We start from the raw sequence: 18,700 nt of genomic DNA, 5'->3' as shown, positions 1-18,700 counted from the left end.
TATGCCAGGCTACATGCTATATTCAATAGTAAATCAATAAACTAATCTCTATTTCCTATGAAATCTAAAATTCTCGTACTAATAGTTTTGCTCAGTGGAATCATGAGCTGTGACAAAGATGATGTCCAAGACTTCCCGTCAACCAATGATGAAGACAAGCCTACCTGGGGGAAACCAACACCTCCTCCTGTAATCAATGGCGAAGCAGCTTTCAAGCTTTCAGGTGATGAGGATTATGTAAATGTCATGGAGAACTATATGCCCAAAACACCGACTTTCCCTAAAGTACAAGCCAAAGAAGGCAAACTAATAGGGTATGTAGCTGATTTAACGGGTAAACCATTGCAGGGAGCTTATATAGGCGTAAGATCTACAGTAGTGGGAGGTTCCTACTCTTCAGCCTCAGCCGAGACGGATGAGAATGGGTATTATGAAGTGCTGGTTCCTTTTGGGGCAGCCGAGATCTGGGCAGCCGGGTGCAGCATCACCTATAGAACCGGAAAGGCAGGCATTGGCCTTTACCCGGCAGATGGAAAAGTGGAAAGTTTTGAATCTACCAAAGGATTGGTAAAAAACTTTGTTTTGTTAACCTACGGGCTAGCCGATGAAGACGAACGAGCTGAGAAGCCTTGGTCATCTGGCGGCTATTTTGGAGGTTCTTTATACATCAATTATGACTTAGGAGATCCAGATGATATGTGGGCTACGCCAGGGAGTCTCCCTTACAATGCAGAGATTGAAATAAAACTGACACCCGATGGAGAAACCCTCTATGGAGAAGCCAAAACCTTTACGGTTACCAAAATGGTGGGAACCAAGAATTTTACCATCAACAATTTACCTGTTGGCCGTTATACCATCAGTGCTCAACTCAAGGATGGAAGACAACTAAAACTGCGCCAGACAGGACCCTATGCATCTTTGTATCCACACCATGGATTAAAGCCCAAGGAGGCACTTGGCACTACAAAGGTATGGTTTACTCCCATGGGAGTAGAAGCAAAATCGGGAAGTCCCAACTATGGCAACTGGCGGCCTGTAGATATCAAAGTAGAGCTGCCTTAGTCAGCAAGCTAATAAGTATGAATAATAGATAAGAATAAGACAAATTGATAGGAATAAATGAACCCTTGGCATAAGATAGATTTTTTACAAGGGTTTATTTGATTGTCTTCTACATACGATAAATCTCAAAAGTGTCCTATAATCTGCCTGAGTAAATAACTTTTGGAAGAACCTTAAAGTTAGAAGGAAAAAAAGTAATTATACTTACTTCATCTAGGAAGCTAAAGTATTAATAGCTATTAAAAGATCATATTCACGAGAGTTTAAACAATAAGCAGTAAAATTAGCTCAACAGTGTAGCAATCAGACTCAACCAGCTGAAGATCTAGCCTTATCAAATTGCGCTTAGACGATGAAAAAAGAATTAGAAGCGGATGGACAACAAGCATTTTCAGGTAAAGACTATACTAAGTGTTATCCAATACAATGCAAAAGGGAAAGAGCGCAGTTTTAGCAGCTAGATCCTTCAAGTTACTCCAAGGGGAGATAGTTTAACGTAGTCAGACGAAAGTGGGCAAGTAAGGCAAAAAACAATAGGGAAGAAGAGGTTATCTTTCAAGGGTCTCTTCTCGTGCAAAAAGCTTCTTTAGCCTGGCAAAGCCATTTATTTTCCTAGCGAAAGCAGGTAAAAAGGGTGTTTTAAAAATTATTTTTTCGGACCTATTTCAGACCTATTGTATATAACTACTTGACTGACAGTGTACAGGTGACTCTCTTCTAAGCAGTAGGTCTTTGGTTCGAATCCAAACGGAATCACTCCAAAAACCGCTTAATTTCGCAAATTAGGCGGTTTTCTGTTTTTTAAAAATTCTCTGTAGCCGATCTGCTGAGATTTTTTGAGGTTGATTTTTTAAATCAAAAAGGGGTGTTTTTGCCCGTTTCGCTATTAACTTTAAGAAATGGTCTATTTTTCTACTAGATACATCAATTAAAAGTTGTAAGAGTAGATAGACAAATGGGGATACAAAACCAATTATTTGTTAAAAGAGGAGGAGCTTAAACAGTAATTTCAATGCAATATTGGAAAGATAGTAGCACTAGAGAATGATTAAATTAACTACTAAGAAAATTTATCCCTGCCTTTTTTATAACTCAAACACCTTTAGATCATAATGTAATCAAATTTCAATTTACCGGTTCGAGAAGGAGAAGGATTCACTTCATACTTTAGACATTCAATCATCTCTTTTACCAAAACCTTGCTGAGTCTGAACTCTTGTACCGACTATGGAGTGGATTATTGTCGGGTGTCATAAAGAGGTTAACATCAATATAGCTTACTTAACTGGATTCAATGTAATTTTTTTATAATCAATTCCTTCTTAAAAGCTGTATTGTCTTTTGTTTTAATTTCCTCTATAAAGATGAAATTTACTTATTGGTTATTAAACCATATTCCTATACTCTCCCTTTAATTCCTCTAAAAATAAATCCAATATAAAAGTTGTAAAATACAAATCTATATTATACTATTGTAATGTAAAATATTAATTCAATAATATTGAATGTAAAATATGAAACAACTTGTCCCACCTCTTAAATGGGTAATAGCTCTTAGCTATTTGCTCATTACGTTTCAAGCGTTAGCCCAAATAAACTCCCTAACCGGAAAGGTAACTGACGAAAATAACCAAGGTATTCCCGGCGTGAATGTGCTGGAGAAAGGTACGTCTAACGGTACGGTTACCGGAACAGATGGTAGTTATTCATTAAGATTGAATAATAATGGTTCGGTGGTTGTATTTTCTTATATCGGCTATACAACAGAGGAAATGTCAGTAAATAATCAGGCCGAGATCAATGTAAAGCTTGTGCCAGATTTACAAACGTTAGGGGAGGTAGTAGTAGTAGGGTATGGGGAACAGCAGAAAAAAGATTTAACTGGGGCCATCAGTTCAGTAAATGCAAAAGATATACAGAAAATACAGGTTTCCAGTGTAGATCAGGCCTTGCAGGGACAGATTGCCGGTGTACAGATCTCTACTACTTCAGGTGCACCGGGCGGAAATGTAAATGTACTCATACGGGGAGTTTCCTCTATAACCGGTGGGGTACAACCCTTATTTGTCATTGATGGGTATCCGGTGAGTAACGCAGGTATCGGCAATCCTTTGAATACGATTAATCCCAATGATATTGAATCAGTAGATGTGCTCAAGGATGCTTCTGCTACGGCTATTTATGGATCACGCGGTTCTAACGGAGTTATTATTATCACTACCAAACGCGGAAAATCAGGTGCACCCAGGATTGAATTCGACAGTTATATGGGCTTTCAGGAGGTGGGTAAAAAACTGGATCTGATGAATGCGCAGGAGTTTGCCGGGATGGTGGTAGATGCCCGTAATGCCGGTTATCTGGATAATTTTCCTAATGGAAATATCAATGACAATAATACGGTAAGGCCTGGAGTTAATTTTGATATATCCGATAAATACAGAGATCCTTCTACACTGCCAACTACTGACTGGCAGGATGCTATTTTCCGCAGGGCACCTATTAATAATTATCAGTTGTCGGCTACCGGAGGTACAGAGTCAATCCGGTATGCCGTTTCAGGGGGATATTTTAGTCAAGAAGGGATAATCATTAATTCTGGGTTAAAGCGGTATAATTTCCGGGCCAATCTGGATGGGCAGCTTTCCAAAAACTTAGCCTTTGGCGTAAGCTTACTTCCCAGCTATACGCAACTCCGGGAAGTACCTGCTTCGGGACACTATGGGGCACTGGGTATTATTGCTTCAGCCACTGGTATGGACCCGTCTGTGCCTGTATATAACGAAGACGGCAGTTACGGCAACACTATTCCGCCGGTTGATGGAAATGCAGCTATTCAAAACCCTGTTAAGATTGCCAATGAATTACAAAATCCATCCTCTCAATTCAGAATCCTAAGTAATGCCTACCTGGAATATACCTTACTGGAAGGCTTAAAATTGCGCTCATCCTTTGGCGTAGATTTAAATTATTACAAATCCAATTTGTGGAATCCTTCAACCCTTTCTTCATCGGCGCCTACTGGTCCGGCCACAGCCAGGGCTTCTAACACAGAGAATACCAACTGGCTCAGTGAAACAACACTGTCCTATAAAAAGAACCTGGGTGGCGATCACCTGATCAATATCTTAGGTGGATTCACTGCCCAGAGAGCCTATAATAATAGTGTTACGGTTACTGCCGGAAATTTCCCGGATGACCTTATTACCAACATTAACGGAGGGATAGTCAATGGTGGAAACCAAAATATTGAAGTAAATAACTTGGTTTCTTTACTGGCACGGGCCAATTATTCCTATAAAGATAAATACTTGCTCACCGCTACCGTCCGCAGTGATGGCTCCTCACGCTTCGGTAAAAACAACCGCTGGGGTACTTTCCCCTCCGCTTCTATCGGCTGGCGTATTTCCAATGAGAACTTCATGAGCAACATAACCTTTGTGAACGACCTCAAGCTGCGGGCCAGTTATGGAGTTACCGGAAACAATGCCATTGGTAATTACCGGGCCATCAGTCTGCTGGGAAGTAACAACTATGTCATTGGCGATGCAGTCGTTCCAGGTTTAGCTGCTTCTTCTTTATCTAATAACGACTTAAGCTGGGAGTCGCAAAGTCAGCTGGATATTGGCATTGACTTGTCGGTGTGGAACGGGCGGGTAAATATTACCAGTGATTATTACGATAAGCGCAATAAAGACATGCTGTTTAATATCCAGACACCTTCTGCCACCGGGTTTACCAATGCGTTTGTGAATGTGGGAGAGGTGCAGAATAAGGGGATCGAATTAGGGATCAATACCCGGAATTTAGTAGGCGAATTTCAATGGAGCACCAGCTTCAATATCACCTTTAACAAAAATAAGGTGCTGGCGATGAATGAAGAAACCGCCAGGATTTTTGGCAGTACTGCTCCTAGGGCCAATTCCAACGTAACCCAGGTAGGCTATCCGATTGGTGTATTTTACGGCAGACGTGCCATCGGTATTTTCAACTCAGACCAGGAAGCAGCCGAGATTGGTGGTCAACCCAATGCCAAAGCCGGAGATATCCGCTGGAAAGATGTGAACGAGGATGGAAAAATAGATGACAACGACCGTGAAGTAATCGGCAATCCGAATCCTGACTTCTTTTTTGGCTTTAACAATTCGTTCTCTTACAAAGGCTTTACCCTCGACATCACTACCAATGGCATGTATGGGCAAGATGTGTACAATGCTATGTTTGCCATTAATAATTCAGGCGTACAGAATAACCTGAGTTTTATTGATGAAGCACGCTGGCGTTCGCCGGAAGAGCCAGGTTCCAGTCAGTATGGCCGGTTGTGGGGAAGGGCCATCCGGGGTGGTTTAAATGGCAACACATCTTATAGTTCGCTCTATATTTTTGATGCTTCTTACTGGCGGATCCGGAATATTACTCTTGCCTATACTTTGCCTGCTGCATGGCTGAAAAACATCAAAGTTCAGAATGCCAGGGTGTATGTAGCGGCAAATAACCTGTACACCTTCACTAAGTATATTGGCTATGATCCGGAGGTAGGTATTGCAGAAAGCAATCAGACGGCCTTTGGTGTAGACTTCGGTACGTATCCGCTTAACCGTTCTTTTACATTGGGTTTAAATCTTAGCTTTTAGAGTCATTAATTAAGAAGCACATGAAAACATTCATTTCAAAATACATACTCGCCATTTTTTTTGTGGCTTTTTTCAGCAGTTGTGAAGATTTTCTTAATGAAGTGCCCCAAACTGCCAGAAGCGCTGAAAATTTTTACAAAACAGGGGCTGATTTTAATAATGCTATTATTGGGGCCTATGCCAATTTCAAACATCCTGGCCTCTATGGGAATGGCGGAACCAACGCCAGTATGTTATGGCTAACAGAAGTAGTTTCAGATAACAGCACACATGGAGCTACCAAAGCTGTTTCAAATCTATCACAGTTTGAACTTGATGAATTCAACATCTCCTTATCAAATACGGTGACAACTAGTGCCTGGACTGGGCATTACATCGGCATTGGCCGGGTAAATACGATTCTGGATAAACTCCCGGCTGCTGCGTTTGATGAGGCTTTAAAAGCACGTTATGAAGGAGAAGCCAGATTTCTGCGGGCTTATAATTATTTCAATCTAGTCCGCTTATTTGGTGATGTGCAGCTGATTGATAAAGGAATAGATAACCCCTATGGGGCAAATGATATAACCAGAACGGATGCCTCCGTCATATACGACCTGATCATTAATGACCTAACTATAGCCGAAAATAACTTGCCTGCTACCATCCCAGCTGTTGAAGCCGGACGTACGTCTAAATGGGCTGCCAAAGCTTTGCTTGGAAAAGTGTACCTGACCAGAAACCAGTTAGACCTGGCAGCACAAAAGCTGAATGAAGTCATTACTTCTGGCCAGTTTAATTTGTCTACCCCGTATGCCGCTACCTTCAGTCCTGCCACCTCTTATACAAATAATAAAGATGTCATCCTGGCTGTGCAGTATAAAACAGGACTTGTAGGCCAGGGAAGTGCCCTCTGGTCAGATTTAACGCCTTGGGGTGTCCAGAATACCTTATTCGGAACTACAGGTTCAGGCGGAGGTTTTATGCAGCCCACAGCAGATATGGAAAATGCCTATGAACCAGGTGATTTACGCAAAGAGGCATCTATGCAAACCGCTTACAAAGCCGCGAATGGATCTACGGTTAATGTCCGCCATGTAGTAAAATATAAGCAGGAAGGCCCACAAGCCGGGGATGCAGACACAGACTTTCCACTCTTGCGTTATGCCGATGTGCTATTAATGTATGCAGAAGCGTTAAATAATCAGGGGCAAACTTCCGCCGCCGAACCTTTTCTCAACCAGGTGCGGGCCAGGGCAGGTCTTCCTGAAAAAACAGGCTTAAGCCAGGCTGATTTTTCACTGGCTGTAGAGCAGGAACGCCGGGTAGAGTTGGCTTTTGAAGGCCACCGCTGGTTTGATCTGTTACGCACCGGGCGTTATGTAGAGGTAATGAAAAACAAAGGATATCCGGTACAGGAATTTCACTACTTGTATCCAATCCCTCAACGGGAAACCGATCTTAACAGTCAGCTCACACAGAATCCAGGATATTAACAGTTAACTCATGAAGTATCTGATAGTACTTATCCTGTTTACTTTTTCTGCTTCCTCTGGAGGAACTGGTGTGGGACTTATGAAAAGCAAGAGACAATCTCAAATGAGTTTTCAAGGGTATAGTTCACAGCAGAATAGGTTGTTAGGTGTAAAAAAATCTAGGCTTTTGTTAAGTGATTCATCCGTGGTTAGACGTGTGAAAAAAATAAGTTCCGGAAGAATCATTCACCGCTTCTTTGATACCTCCCCTATGAGTCCGTCTGGCCGGTATCTGGCACTGTTCCGTTTTCCTTATGAAAACCAGTCACCAAAGCCTGGAGATGCCGGGGAAGTGGTGTTGGTGGATTTAGAAACAGGTAAAGAACGGGTGGTAGCTCAATCACGTGGTTGGGAAATGCAGATGGGAGCCAATGTGCAATGGGGAGCTTCAGACAAAGAACTTTATTTTAATGATGTAGACACTACTACCTGGAAAGCGTTTGCTGTGCAGCTAAACCCCCTCACCGGAAAATCGAAACGCTTAAGCGGAACCGTGTTTATGGTCTCTAACGATGGTAAATACCTTGCCTCTTACAACCTGATTTCTTCGAGATATGCACAGGTAGGCTATGGCGTAGTGTTACCGGATACATTAACTCCCCGCAACATCGGCCCGGTAGAAACAGATGGAATTGATATTACCAGTATTGCTACCGGAAAAACCAGTCGGTTGGTTAGCATTAAGCAGATTTATGAGAAAACAGTACCTGCCATCACCATACCTAATCCACAGGCACATGAATATTATTGCTTTCAGGTGAAATGGAACCCACAAGGCACCCGGCTTTTAACTACTATACAATGGTCGCCTGTTGGGGGTGGTGCGAGGCGAAGAGCAGTCATTACAATGCGGGCTGATGGAACAGAGTTGAGAACGGCTATTACACCAGAACGATGGGCCAAAGGCGGGCATCATATTAACTGGATGCCAGATGGTGAACATGTTTCTATGAACCTGAATGTAGATGGCAAACCCGGCCTAGAATTCATCACCGCAAAATACGATGGCACAGACCTCAAAGTAGCTTTTGCTCCAGGTTCCGGGCATCCTTCTTTTCATCCGGCAGGCCTTCCGCTGGTGATCACTGATGCCTATCCGGAAGAGCCAGTTTCTCCTGGGAAAGGGTTATCGCCCATCCGGTTGCTCCATACAAGTACCGGTCAGGAAGAGGTGATACAGAACATTTTTGTTTCCGATGTACAAGGAGAGTTCCGCATTGATCCGCATCCGGCCTGGGACCGCACTGGCCAGTATGTGATTTTTAACGGATTTGAAGGAAATACCCGTAACGTGTTCATTGCCAATTTGAAAGATATGGTAGCTGAGTTTTCGGGAAAAAACAAGCGGGCAGAAAGCGAGACTAAGCTAAAAAGGGAATAAAATTTATAAGTCTTTTGCCCAAGCAAATCCTATGTCAGGAGAGCTGAAATCAGAGAAAATACAAGTAGCCGAGAAAAGGTTACAACACCAAAACTTGATACTTAAACTTTTGTACGCATGAAGAAATTCGGAGTCATTCAGAAAGTAATTACAGCAGTAGCCGTAGGTTGTCTGATCTGGGTTACACCAGTAGCTGCACAAATTCAACAGGTGTCTGCACAGAAACCATTGGCTATAGAAACTGGCCTCAATGTTTCTTTTCCTGAAGTGGGAAAGCTGCAAACGCGTACCGCCAAAGAAATAAGTGCCAGCAGCTGGTCTATCGGAGGCGAAACCCTGGACCGCGATTATACAGATTACCATTCCTACAAAAAGTACCTGGGACCTTTGGGTGCCAAACGTATCCGTTTACAAGGTGGCTGGGCTAAATGCGAAAAAGTAAAAGGACAGTATGACTTTGCCTGGCTGGATGCCATTGTACAGGATGCTGTTGCCCAAGGCGTTTCTCCCTGGATCGAATTATCATATGGCAACCCCATTTATGAAGGAGGTGGAGAGGCTAAACTGGCTGGTGCATTGCCCACTGCGCCACAAGCTTTTGAAGCCTGGGATAACTGGGTACGGGCAATGGTAACCCGTTATAAAAACCAGGTGAAAGACTGGGAAATTTGGAACGAGCCAGACCTTGCCAAAGATAAAATTACCGGCGAAAGCTATGCGGATTTTTACATCCGCACGGCAGAACTTATCCGCAGTATTCAGCCAGATGCCAAGCTGATGGCTTTCGGTTTGGCCAGCCCTAATCGCCTGGAATTTGTAGAACCTCTATTTATCATGCTGAAAGAACAGAACAAACTCAATCTGGTAGACATCCTTACTTATCATGGCTACAGCCCCAATCCCGATAACTCTTACCCAATCATTGAAAAACTGCGCCAGATGGTATGGCAATATAACCCAAATGTGGTGTTTATGCAGGGTGAAAACGGGGCACCTTCCACTCCTAAAGAAGTGACTATCGGAGCCATGCGCGACCACGACTGGACGGAACTGACACAAGCTAAATGGGACTTGCGCCGGATGTTGGGCGATCATGGACGGGGTATTGCTACCAATCTGTTTACCATCTCTGATATGCATTATGCCGCCGGCGACCATATGGTAGGCGTGAATACCAAGGGTTTGTTAAAGACCAATCCGGATAAAACCATTGAAAGGCCTAAAATGGCGTATAAGGCAGCGCAGCATGTTTTCTCGCTTTTTGATAGTCAGATACAGCTATCTTCCACACAGGAAGTACAGGTAAAGGGAGAAAACATTTCAGCTTTTCAGTATGCTCACCAGCCAACAAAAGGCACGCTTGTAACAGTTTGGAATAAAGAAGCCAAACCTGCGGATACCTATGAGCCTACGCTTACAGATATAACCGTAAAAGGCTCATTTAAACAGCCAGTTTTTGTAGATTTAATAACAGGTGTGGTTTATCAGATTCCAGCCAAACAATGGAAAAAGTCAGGTACTACGCATACGTTTACCCAGATACCAGTACCCGACTACCCAGTACTGATTGCCGAATCTTCTGCCTTACGGATGTCCAAATAGTTTTAATTCTTTTCATTGATGCGAACACTCCAAACATTAGACTATACAGCCATTGTCATTTATATGGCCATGATGGCAGGTATCGGGATTTTTCTGGGAAGGTATGTGAAGAATATAGGCGACTACTTTAAAGGAGATAGCCAGGTGCCATGGCTTGCCGGTGCCATCAGCAACTTCATGACCATGTTCAGCACCTTTATCTTTGTAGCCTATGCAGGCATTGCCTACGAACATGGCCTGGTAGCTCTAACTATCCTCTGGAGTTCTGTACCGCCGGCTTTATTTGCCGCCTTTATACTCGCCAAACGCTGGCGCAGGGCAGGCATTATTACACCAGTAGAATTTCTGGAAACCCGTTTCAATGCACCTGTCAGGCAGATTTTTTCCTGGGGTGGCGTGGCATTTAAAATTCTGGACAATATGGTGCGCCTGTATGCCATTGGATTGTTTGTAGCTGCAGCTACGCCGTTAAGTCTGGAAACCTCCATTCTGTTATCTGGAATGGTGGTGGTCGTATACACAGTGATGGGTGGATTGTGGGCAGTTGTGGTAACGGATGCCGTACAGTTTGTTATCCTGATTTTTACGACTTTAATTCTCGTGCCGCTTTCCTTGCGGGCCGTGGGTGGACTGGAAGTTTTAGCGCAACAAATTCCGGCACACTTTAGTTGGACAAACGGGCCAAAAGGTGCTCCCTTGTTTCTGATCGCCTACTATATAATGGTTCTCATTAAGTTCAGCGGCAACTGGGCATTTATTCAGCGGTTTTACAGTGTGCGGGATGAGGCCGCTGGAAAAAAAGTGGGTTTAGTATCTGCTGCTTTATTTATGGTGTTTCCGGTTTTCTTTCTCTTACCGGCTATTGCTGCAAAAGTCCTGCTACCGAACCTGGCAGATAAGGAAATGGCTTATGTGAGTATGTGCCTGGAACTGCTTCCGCAAGGTATAATGGGTTTGATGATTGCCGCCATGTTTGCAGCTACCATGTCTACGGTAAGTGCCGAATACAATGTAGTAGCCGGTGTACTTACCGGAGATATTTACAAACGCCTGATTCACCCATCAGCAAGTCCCAGGAACTTGATGCTGGTTGCCCGTTCGTCTACCCTGGTGGTAGGAAGCTTAGTTACTCTGGGAGCTTTGTTTGTAGGCAGGTTCGGTGGTGCGTTTGAAGCCAATAAACTGTTTACCGGATTGTTTGCCATTCCTATGGTGATCCCGTTGATTTTTGGTATACTCTTGCGACGTCCACAACCCTGGGGTGCCTTGCTGACAGTAGTTGCAGGTATTGTAGCAGGTTTGATACTTAACCAGAAGCCAGAGATTTCCTGGGAAGCAGCCACATTAATTGAGATTGGCTTATGCCTGGCCGTGTTCCTTTTGTCTGGTTTAATTAAAAACCGGGATGCAGCATACCTGGAAAGAGTGCGGATATTTTTTCAAAGGCTGGCAACGCCCGTACCCGAAAAGGACAAACCGGCGGCACAATCTGCTTTTCTTACCTCTATCGCCTATTTGTTTGCCGTAGCCCTGGGTAGTACCGGCGTGTTATTTATACTCATGAGTATACCATCAGTAAGTGACATCAGCGGTCAATTGTCTATGGCTTCAGGTATCCTTTGCCTTATTACAGCTGGCATTTTGTGGCTGAGTAGTAAAAATGGAGCAAACAAGAGAGAAGCCATTCAGGTCACAGCATCAGAGAAAAAAGCCATTATACACCAGGAGTAAATCAATAAAACTATTAGCCATTTACATAAAACAAAACATATAACAGAGATATCATGGAAAATGTAAAAGATAAAGTATGCTTTATTACTGGTGGGGCAGGAGGCATTGGACGGGCCATTAGTATTCATCTTCTGGAAAAGGGGGCTAAGGTTTTTGAAATGAGCCGCAGCAAAAAATTGAATAACGAATTAGATAATTCAAATCTGCACTCTTTCCAGGGTGATGTAAGCCAGGAAAAAGATGTAATGCAGGCTTTCAGCCATTGCATAGAGGCATTTGGAACAGTGGATGTGCTCATTAACAATGCTGGTATTGGCATCCCCAGCCCTAACCTGGCCGAAACGGATCTGGAAACGTATGATAGAATGGTAAATACCAATATGCGGGGTGTATTTCTCTGTAACCGGGAAGCTTTGAAAATAATGAAACCCAAAAAGCAGGGGCATATTATTACAGTCGTTTCTATGGCTGGTCAGCGCACCAACCCCAATGCACCGCTTTACTGTGCCTCTAAGTTCGGAGCCCGCGGCCTGAGCAGCGGCTTGGCCGATCAGGTGCTCAAAGAAGGCATTAAAGTAACAGACATTAACCCAGGCCCGGTAGACAGCGATTACTGGGGAGACCGCAAAGTACCCAGGGAAAAGTTTTTACAAGTCGAAGATGTAGCCAGGGTAGTAGGCTTTATCCTGAGCCAGCCGGAGTATATGCTGATTCGTGAAATTAATTTTGACAACATGAAATGGCTTGCTTAAACAATAGCATAATAACAAGCCATTCCATGTGGCCATTAATGTAAAATACATCATATGAAATTTATAGCAGGATGATACCAAAGCAAACAAATGGTAAAGACTACAACAAGGACTTTTACCCAATTTCTATCTCCGAAATGCGTGAGCGCTATTTGCAATTATTTACCGGTGCCGTAAATGACGTGCTTCGCTTCCAGTATAAGATGCATGCCACCAGTTTGCCTGCCGGTTTTGCGCCCCTACGGGAAGAAATGAAAATTGCCGGACAAGCTTTTACCGTAAAAGGTGCGCCGGATATCACCACCGACGGAGAATTTGAAACCAGGGCACAGATGCTGGAAGCCTTGCATACCGATTCGGTAGTGGTCTGGGATTGCACTGGTGATACGGTAACTTCCCAATGGGGCGAAGTCATGACGATGGCAGCTATCCGGGCTGGTTGCCGGGGAGCTATTGTAAATGGTATCCGCGATACACACGCTATTTTAGAGCAGCAGTTTCCGGTGTTCTATAAATACAGAACCAATACCGGTATGCTGGGCAGGTTCAAGATGTATCATTACCAGAAACCGGTGTTGATTGGAGAAATTATTGTACAACCCGGCGACTGGATATTCGGTGATATTGATGGCGTAATTTCTATCCCCAAATCTATTGCCTATGATGTGCTGATTGCAGCAGAAAAAATCCTCCGCAAGGAAATAGAAATCAAAGACATGGTGAACAGCGGGATGAAGCCGACTGATGTGGTGGCTAATGGTGGATACTTTTAAAATGAACTTGTTATAACTATAGTATTGTGAAAGAAGAAAACATAACCGCCAATCTTCCTGTATCATCCTTAGCTAATAGAAAAGAGGCTTTGGCTGAGAATATTTCCTCCAGCTGTATTTTTATGACAGAAGGCGAAAAAAAGCAAGTCCAGGAAGCCATCATGCAAAACCATGTATTAGTAAGCCGCTTCTGGGTGGCTTTACAGAACAGAGTGGCCACAAGAGTAGCTAATCCTGGTTTGCTTGGTTTGCATGGCGATACTCAGTGGTGGTATCCGGCAGCCGAATACCTGTCAGATGCAGCCATGGTGTATGCCCTGGCACCAGAGGAAAAGCTAGGGTGCTGGTTACGGGAAGTTACTCTGGGAATTGTACGGAGGCCAGAGGCTGACTGGGTAGGTCCCTGGTTCCGGGATCATAGCCAGCCCTATACCGGGCATCTGGAAACAGCCCATTTGTGCTGGGCTGTAGCGGCCGTATATGATTTAGCCAGAGAAGTATTTACAGCGGCAGAGCAGGAAGAAATTGCTATTGCCTTACACCAAAAAGGTATTGTGCTTTGTCAGCGTTGGCTACAGCAGAACACCCATCTGGCCAACTGGCGGGGGATTATGACTTCCGGCATACTGGTAGCTGCGGCAGCTATTGAAAGGAGAGATATTCTGGAAGAATATCTAGCAGAAGCCATTCTGTGTGCGGATGCTTTTCAGCCAGATGGTTCGTATGCAGAATCGTTGCAGTATGGCAATTATTTGGCCTTTGCCCTGATGATGGCTTATGAAGCAACCTGCCGGAAGTACCCCGATATCGCTTCACAACTTTCTATTGCAGCTTATGCCAAAGGTATGCCTTGGGTGGCCAGCAGCATGTTGTATAGCAAACCGATGACTGGCTGGGGAGAACAACCACGCGCCCGGGCTGCTAACTTTAATGACAGTGCTGCCCTATTCCGTCCATCGGGAGATTTATTATTGCATATAGCAGCACGTTGCAAAGAAGCTATGCCCCAAGAAGCCGGATTAGCCCAGTGGCTGTTTGATACCTATTATGCACCTGTTCCCACCCAGAAACCCAATCATCTGGCTACCTTCGGATTCCACAATGACTGGGGATTTCTCACCTTACCATTATTGCTACAAAGCCCTAAATCTATTTCACCCGAAGAAGCAAACTTGCCTAAAACAGTCATATTCAGTAATGGCCATGCATTTATCCGGGACAGTTGGAACGGGAAAACAATAGTAGCTATTCAGGGGGGAAGCAAAGCTTTATATGGTCCTGGGCATTTACATGGAGATTTGAATAGTTTTATTCTGGCACATAACAAAGAAAGGCTACTGGTAGACCCTGGACATAGCTGCTACCGTAATCTGATTCATGGCCTGGAGAGTGCTACCCAGACCCATAATACCTGCACATTCCTGGTTGAACAGGAAGGCTTAGGCTTACAGGAAGATTTAGCGAAAATTAAACTCTTAGAGCAGCAAAGCCTGGCAGGCAGAAGAAAGATAAGCAATGGCAAGGCGGGGGCTCCGGTAAGCCGCGGAAATAAGCAATTACTCATTGCCCATTCTGGTGAAGTATCGGTGGTAGGGGCAGAAGCGGCAGGGTTGTATGGCAAGCCAATCAAAGAATTTTCCAGGTTCTGGATACAAGCCGGCAGCCATGTACTTTTTGTCATAGACCGGATAAAATCTTCCCAGCCAGTAACCACTATCTGGAACTGGCTACTCAATAACCGGGATGGAGAAACACAGGTATTCACTCCTCAGCCTAATCAGATTGCCCTATACCGGGGTTCTGCTGGATTAAAGATTTTTCATGGAGGCGATGCTAAAATGAGCGGTCCGGTATATGGCTATGTACATGATGCCTATCATCCCGAACCCAATCAAGTAGGAGAGGGAAAACCGGGTAGCGGATTGCTTTACCGTTTTACAGAAAAGCAACCGGATACCTCCAGGATTATGATACATGCCTTTGCTTTTGATGCCTATGGAGCGATAAATAAATGGGCATTTTCTAGCCAGTCCACTACATGTCAATTATCAAATGGAAACGAAACCTGGCAAATAGAAATAGGTAATGGATCTGCTTTGCAGATAGAAATAATAAATAGGCATCAAAAGAAGTGGCAATTACAGGAAGTAGAAAAAGAGTTTACGTTCATTTCTTAATTATTTACAACCCATCTAATGACAGATTCACCTTTCAAAATAAGTGGAGTAGACCATCCGGCAGTAGCTGCTACCAATGTAGACAAACTGGCCGACTGGTATTGTGAGGTATTGGGCTACAAAAAATATTTCAGGCACGACAAACCTGTCTGGCTTCTCAAAGCTCCCGACAACACCCTTCTGGAAATTATGCCTAAAGATGAAACCCTCAGGCCAACCCGCACTACCTGGACACCCGGATGGTCTCATGTAGCCCTACGGGTAGAAAATATAGAAAAAGCTATTATCTATCTGGATAGCAAAGCAGTAACATGGGGCGGCGAAGTAATCAATGCTATTGGCGGAGGTAAGGTCCGCAACCTGTTTGATCCGGAAGGCAATATGTTACAAATTTTAGAACGTCAATTCAACGAATCATGAAAGCAGCTTATTATCAGGGAAACCGCACATTTACGATTGAAGAAGGAACACAGGAACCCTTGTTACCTGGAATGGTTCGTCTGAAAGTGGCCTATTGTGGTGTATGCGGAACAGACGTACACATTTACCATGGCAAAATGGACAAGCGGGTGCAACTACCGCAGGTAATCGGTCATGAGGTTTCCGGTGAGGTGGTGGAAATAGCCCCAGATGTAACCAGTGTGAAAGCAGGACAAAAAGTAGCCGTCCGGCCATTGCAGCCAGGAGAAGCAGATCCGTCAGATAATGGGAATACCCATATTGGTAAAAACCTCAAATTCATCGGTATAGATTCAGTTGGAGGGATGCAATCCTATTGGAATGTTCCGGCACATACCCTGCACCTGCTTCCCGAAGCTTTGCCCTTACATATAGGTGCGTTGATTGAACCTTTGGCAGTGGCTTGCCATGATGTTCGAATGGGTGAATTGCAAAAAGGCGAATATGTGGTAGTAATTGGTGGTGGCCCTATTGGATTGTTAATTGCCCTGGTAGCCCAATTCAAAGGTGCTCTTGTGCTGATTTCTGAACCCAATGCAAAACGCCTGGAATTGTGCCAGTCTCTCGGGCTACAAGTGGTAAATCCTATGGAAACCGATGTTGTAAAAGAAGTAGAAAGTTTTACCAAAAGCGCTATGGCCGATGTAGTATTTGAAGTCTCTGGTGTACAGGCTGGCGTTCAAGTGATGACCCAATTACCCAGAGCCCGTGGCAGGATTGTGATGGTGGCTATACATAGCGAGCCCAAAGCAGTAGATTTATTCCGCTTCTTCTGGCGGGAACTCAAATTAATTGGTGCCCGTGTGTACGAACCCCAGGATTTTGAGGAAGCCATTCGTTTAGCTGCTTCCGGGGTTTTGCCCCTAGATAAATTGATTACCCAGGTTTCGCCCCTGAAAGATATTCAACAAGTGTTTGAAACCATAGATCAGAATCCGGCTGGAATGAAATACCTGTTAGACTGCCAGAAAAGCTAGTCATTACCATTAGCCCTCTTTAGGTGGTTGGGGGGTGTAAAAAAGTGGCACTAGCTTTCCATCTGTAGCCGTTCATTAATTTGTTGGGCAGCACTGCGTAACTCTTGGAGAATGGATTCTTTGTGGGTGGAGGTAAAGCGGCTTTCCGGTAAAAAAATGCTTAATGAAGCAATAACCTGGGCATTTTTACGTATGGGTACTGCTAAACCCACAATGTGTTTAGTTGAAAGCGTTACAGCAATCTCTTTTTTGCGGATATCCTGTAAAGCCGCCAGCAGGTCTTCTTTGGAGTGAATATCCGGCCAGATGTGCGGTTGAGGTAATCCTAAAATTTGTATCAGATTATCCAGTTCTTTGGCAGGAAGGGAAGCCATCAGCATTCTGCCGGAAGCAGTTGGGTAGATATCAGATTCAGAACGGGTCCGAACCTGCAGATCCTGGTCACTAGTGACTACATGCACCAGAAAACGCTTGTTGTTCCGTAGAATACCAAGCAAGCTGGTTTCATTGAGTTTGGCTGTCAATGCTTCCATGATGGGTTTAGCAGCCAGTATCAGGTTCTGATTGTAGGCCAGATTACCTGTCAGATGATAGGCACTTGCACCCAGGCGGTAACCCTTTTTACGCCCTAGGTGCTCCAGATAATTTTTGTCGGTTAGTGTTTTTATGATATTGGCACACGTGGTCTGATGAATACCGGCAGCCTCTGCAATTTCACTTAAGGAAGCAGGTTCACCGCCCTGTTTGGATACATATTCTAAAATTTCCAGTGCCCGGTTGATAACTTGAATCATGTAAAAGGATAAAAAAGATACGGCAATATAATTATTTTTTAATTCAACATTATTGAACAACCTATGTCAATAGTTAACTTATTTGATTTAACAGGCAAAACAGCCCTGGTCACCGGCTGTAAACGGGGAATTGGAAAAGCGATGGCTATTGCCCTGGCAGAAGCAGGCGCAGATATTATAGGCGTTTCTGCTTCACTTGAAATGTCAGGAAGTGAAGTAGAAAAAGATATTAGGGCACTTGGCCGTTCTTTCAAAGCCTATCAGGCCGATTTTGCCCAACGCCAAGGTCTGTATGAATTTATAGAAAAGGTAAAAAAGGAAAACCCCGTAATTGATATTCTGGTAAACAATGCAGGTACCATTCTTCGCAAACCTGCTGCCGAACACCCAGATACCTATTGGGATACTGTAATGGAAATAAACACCCATGCACAGTTTATTTTAAGCCGGGAAATCGGAAAAGATATGGTTAGTAGAGGTAAAGGAAAAATCATCTTTACTGCCTCCCTGCTTACTTTTCAGGGTGGAATTAATGTACCTGGCTATGCAGCCAGTAAAGGCGCAATAGGCTCTCTGACCAAAGCCCTCGCCAACGAATGGGCCGGAAAAGGAGTGAATGTAAATGCGATTGCCCCAGGCTACATCAGTACAGACAATACCGAAGCTCTCCGCAACGACCAGGAAAGAAGCGCCTCTATCCTGAGCCGCATACCAGCAGGCCGTTGGGGCGAGCCGGATGATTTTAAAGGAGCTATCCTCTTTTTAGCCTCAGCCGCCTCTGATTATGTGCATGGAACCATTCTTACCGTAGATGGCGGATGGATGGGAAGATAAATTAAATATC

Annotated in this window: 13 protein-coding genes; 12 read left to right on the top strand and 1 reads right to left on the bottom strand. The window is 44.1% G+C overall.

Annotated elements, in window-relative coordinates; genetic code table 11:
* The first annotated feature begins 57 nt into the window (after positions 1 to 57).
* From Q0590_RS25625 to Q0590_RS25575, 11 genes are all read left to right on the top strand, one after another.
* Complete coding sequence (locus Q0590_RS25625) at positions 58 to 1,065, top strand: hypothetical protein (RefSeq protein WP_302040484.1); 1,008 nt, start codon at positions 58 to 60, stop codon at positions 1,063 to 1,065.
* A 1,514-nt stretch (positions 1,066 to 2,579) separates the two neighbouring features.
* Entirely contained in the window at positions 2,580 to 5,696 is a 3,117-nt protein-coding gene (locus Q0590_RS25620; protein WP_302040483.1) for a SusC/RagA family TonB-linked outer membrane protein, read from the top strand.
* 20 nt (positions 5,697 to 5,716) lie between these two features.
* Positions 5,717 to 7,171, top strand: a complete 1,455-nt coding sequence (locus Q0590_RS25615; RefSeq protein WP_302040482.1) for a RagB/SusD family nutrient uptake outer membrane protein — start codon at positions 5,717 to 5,719, stop codon at positions 7,169 to 7,171.
* Positions 7,172 to 7,181: 10 nt separating this feature from the next.
* Positions 7,182 to 8,591, top strand: a complete 1,410-nt coding sequence (locus Q0590_RS25610; protein ID WP_302040481.1) for a hypothetical protein — start codon at positions 7,182 to 7,184, stop codon at positions 8,589 to 8,591.
* Between the two features lie 117 nt (positions 8,592 to 8,708).
* Positions 8,709 to 10,193, top strand: coding sequence for a GH39 family glycosyl hydrolase (locus tag Q0590_RS25605; protein WP_302040480.1), 1,485 nt, complete (start codon positions 8,709 to 8,711; stop codon positions 10,191 to 10,193).
* 18 nt (positions 10,194 to 10,211) lie between these two features.
* Complete coding sequence (locus tag Q0590_RS25600) at positions 10,212 to 11,924, top strand: sodium:solute symporter family protein (protein WP_302040479.1); 1,713 nt, start codon at positions 10,212 to 10,214, stop codon at positions 11,922 to 11,924.
* A 53-nt stretch (positions 11,925 to 11,977) separates the two neighbouring features.
* On the top strand, positions 11,978 to 12,676 hold the full coding sequence (locus Q0590_RS25595) for an SDR family oxidoreductase (RefSeq protein WP_302040478.1): 699 nt from the start codon (positions 11,978 to 11,980) through the stop codon (positions 12,674 to 12,676).
* 71 nt (positions 12,677 to 12,747) lie between these two features.
* Positions 12,748 to 13,449: an RraA family protein gene (locus tag Q0590_RS25590; protein ID WP_302040477.1), complete on the top strand. Its 702-nt coding sequence runs from the start codon at positions 12,748 to 12,750 to the stop codon at positions 13,447 to 13,449.
* Positions 13,450 to 13,475: 26 nt separating this feature from the next.
* Entirely contained in the window at positions 13,476 to 15,626 is a 2,151-nt protein-coding gene (locus tag Q0590_RS25585) for a heparinase II/III domain-containing protein (RefSeq protein ID WP_302040476.1), read from the top strand.
* An 18-nt stretch (positions 15,627 to 15,644) separates the two neighbouring features.
* Positions 15,645 to 16,046: a VOC family protein gene (locus tag Q0590_RS25580; RefSeq protein WP_302040475.1), complete on the top strand. Its 402-nt coding sequence runs from the start codon at positions 15,645 to 15,647 to the stop codon at positions 16,044 to 16,046.
* Positions 16,043 to 17,062 (top strand): zinc-dependent alcohol dehydrogenase, encoded by a 1,020-nt coding sequence (locus Q0590_RS25575; protein WP_302040474.1) that lies wholly within the window; start codon positions 16,043 to 16,045, stop codon positions 17,060 to 17,062. The genes Q0590_RS25580 and Q0590_RS25575 overlap by 4 nt, the downstream gene beginning before the upstream one ends.
* 50 nt (positions 17,063 to 17,112) lie before the next feature.
* On the opposite strand, the gene Q0590_RS25570 is transcribed toward Q0590_RS25575, so the two are convergent.
* Positions 17,113 to 17,856: an IclR family transcriptional regulator gene (locus Q0590_RS25570; protein WP_302040473.1), complete on the bottom strand. Its 744-nt coding sequence runs from the start codon at positions 17,854 to 17,856 to the stop codon at positions 17,113 to 17,115.
* A 63-nt stretch (positions 17,857 to 17,919) separates the two neighbouring features.
* Between Q0590_RS25570 and Q0590_RS25565 the strand changes: the two genes are divergently transcribed.
* Positions 17,920 to 18,690 carry an SDR family oxidoreductase gene (locus tag Q0590_RS25565; RefSeq protein ID WP_378410526.1) on the top strand — a complete coding sequence of 257 codons (771 nt, stop codon included), beginning with the start codon at positions 17,920 to 17,922 and terminating at the stop codon, positions 18,688 to 18,690.
* The last annotated feature ends 10 nt before the right edge of the window (positions 18,691 to 18,700 follow it).

The sequence above is a fragment of the Rhodocytophaga aerolata genome, from assembly GCF_030503435.1.
Lineage (GTDB): Bacteria > Bacteroidota > Bacteroidia > Cytophagales > 172606-1 > Rhodocytophaga > Rhodocytophaga aerolata.
This window is presented reverse-complemented; position numbering and strand designations above follow the sequence as displayed.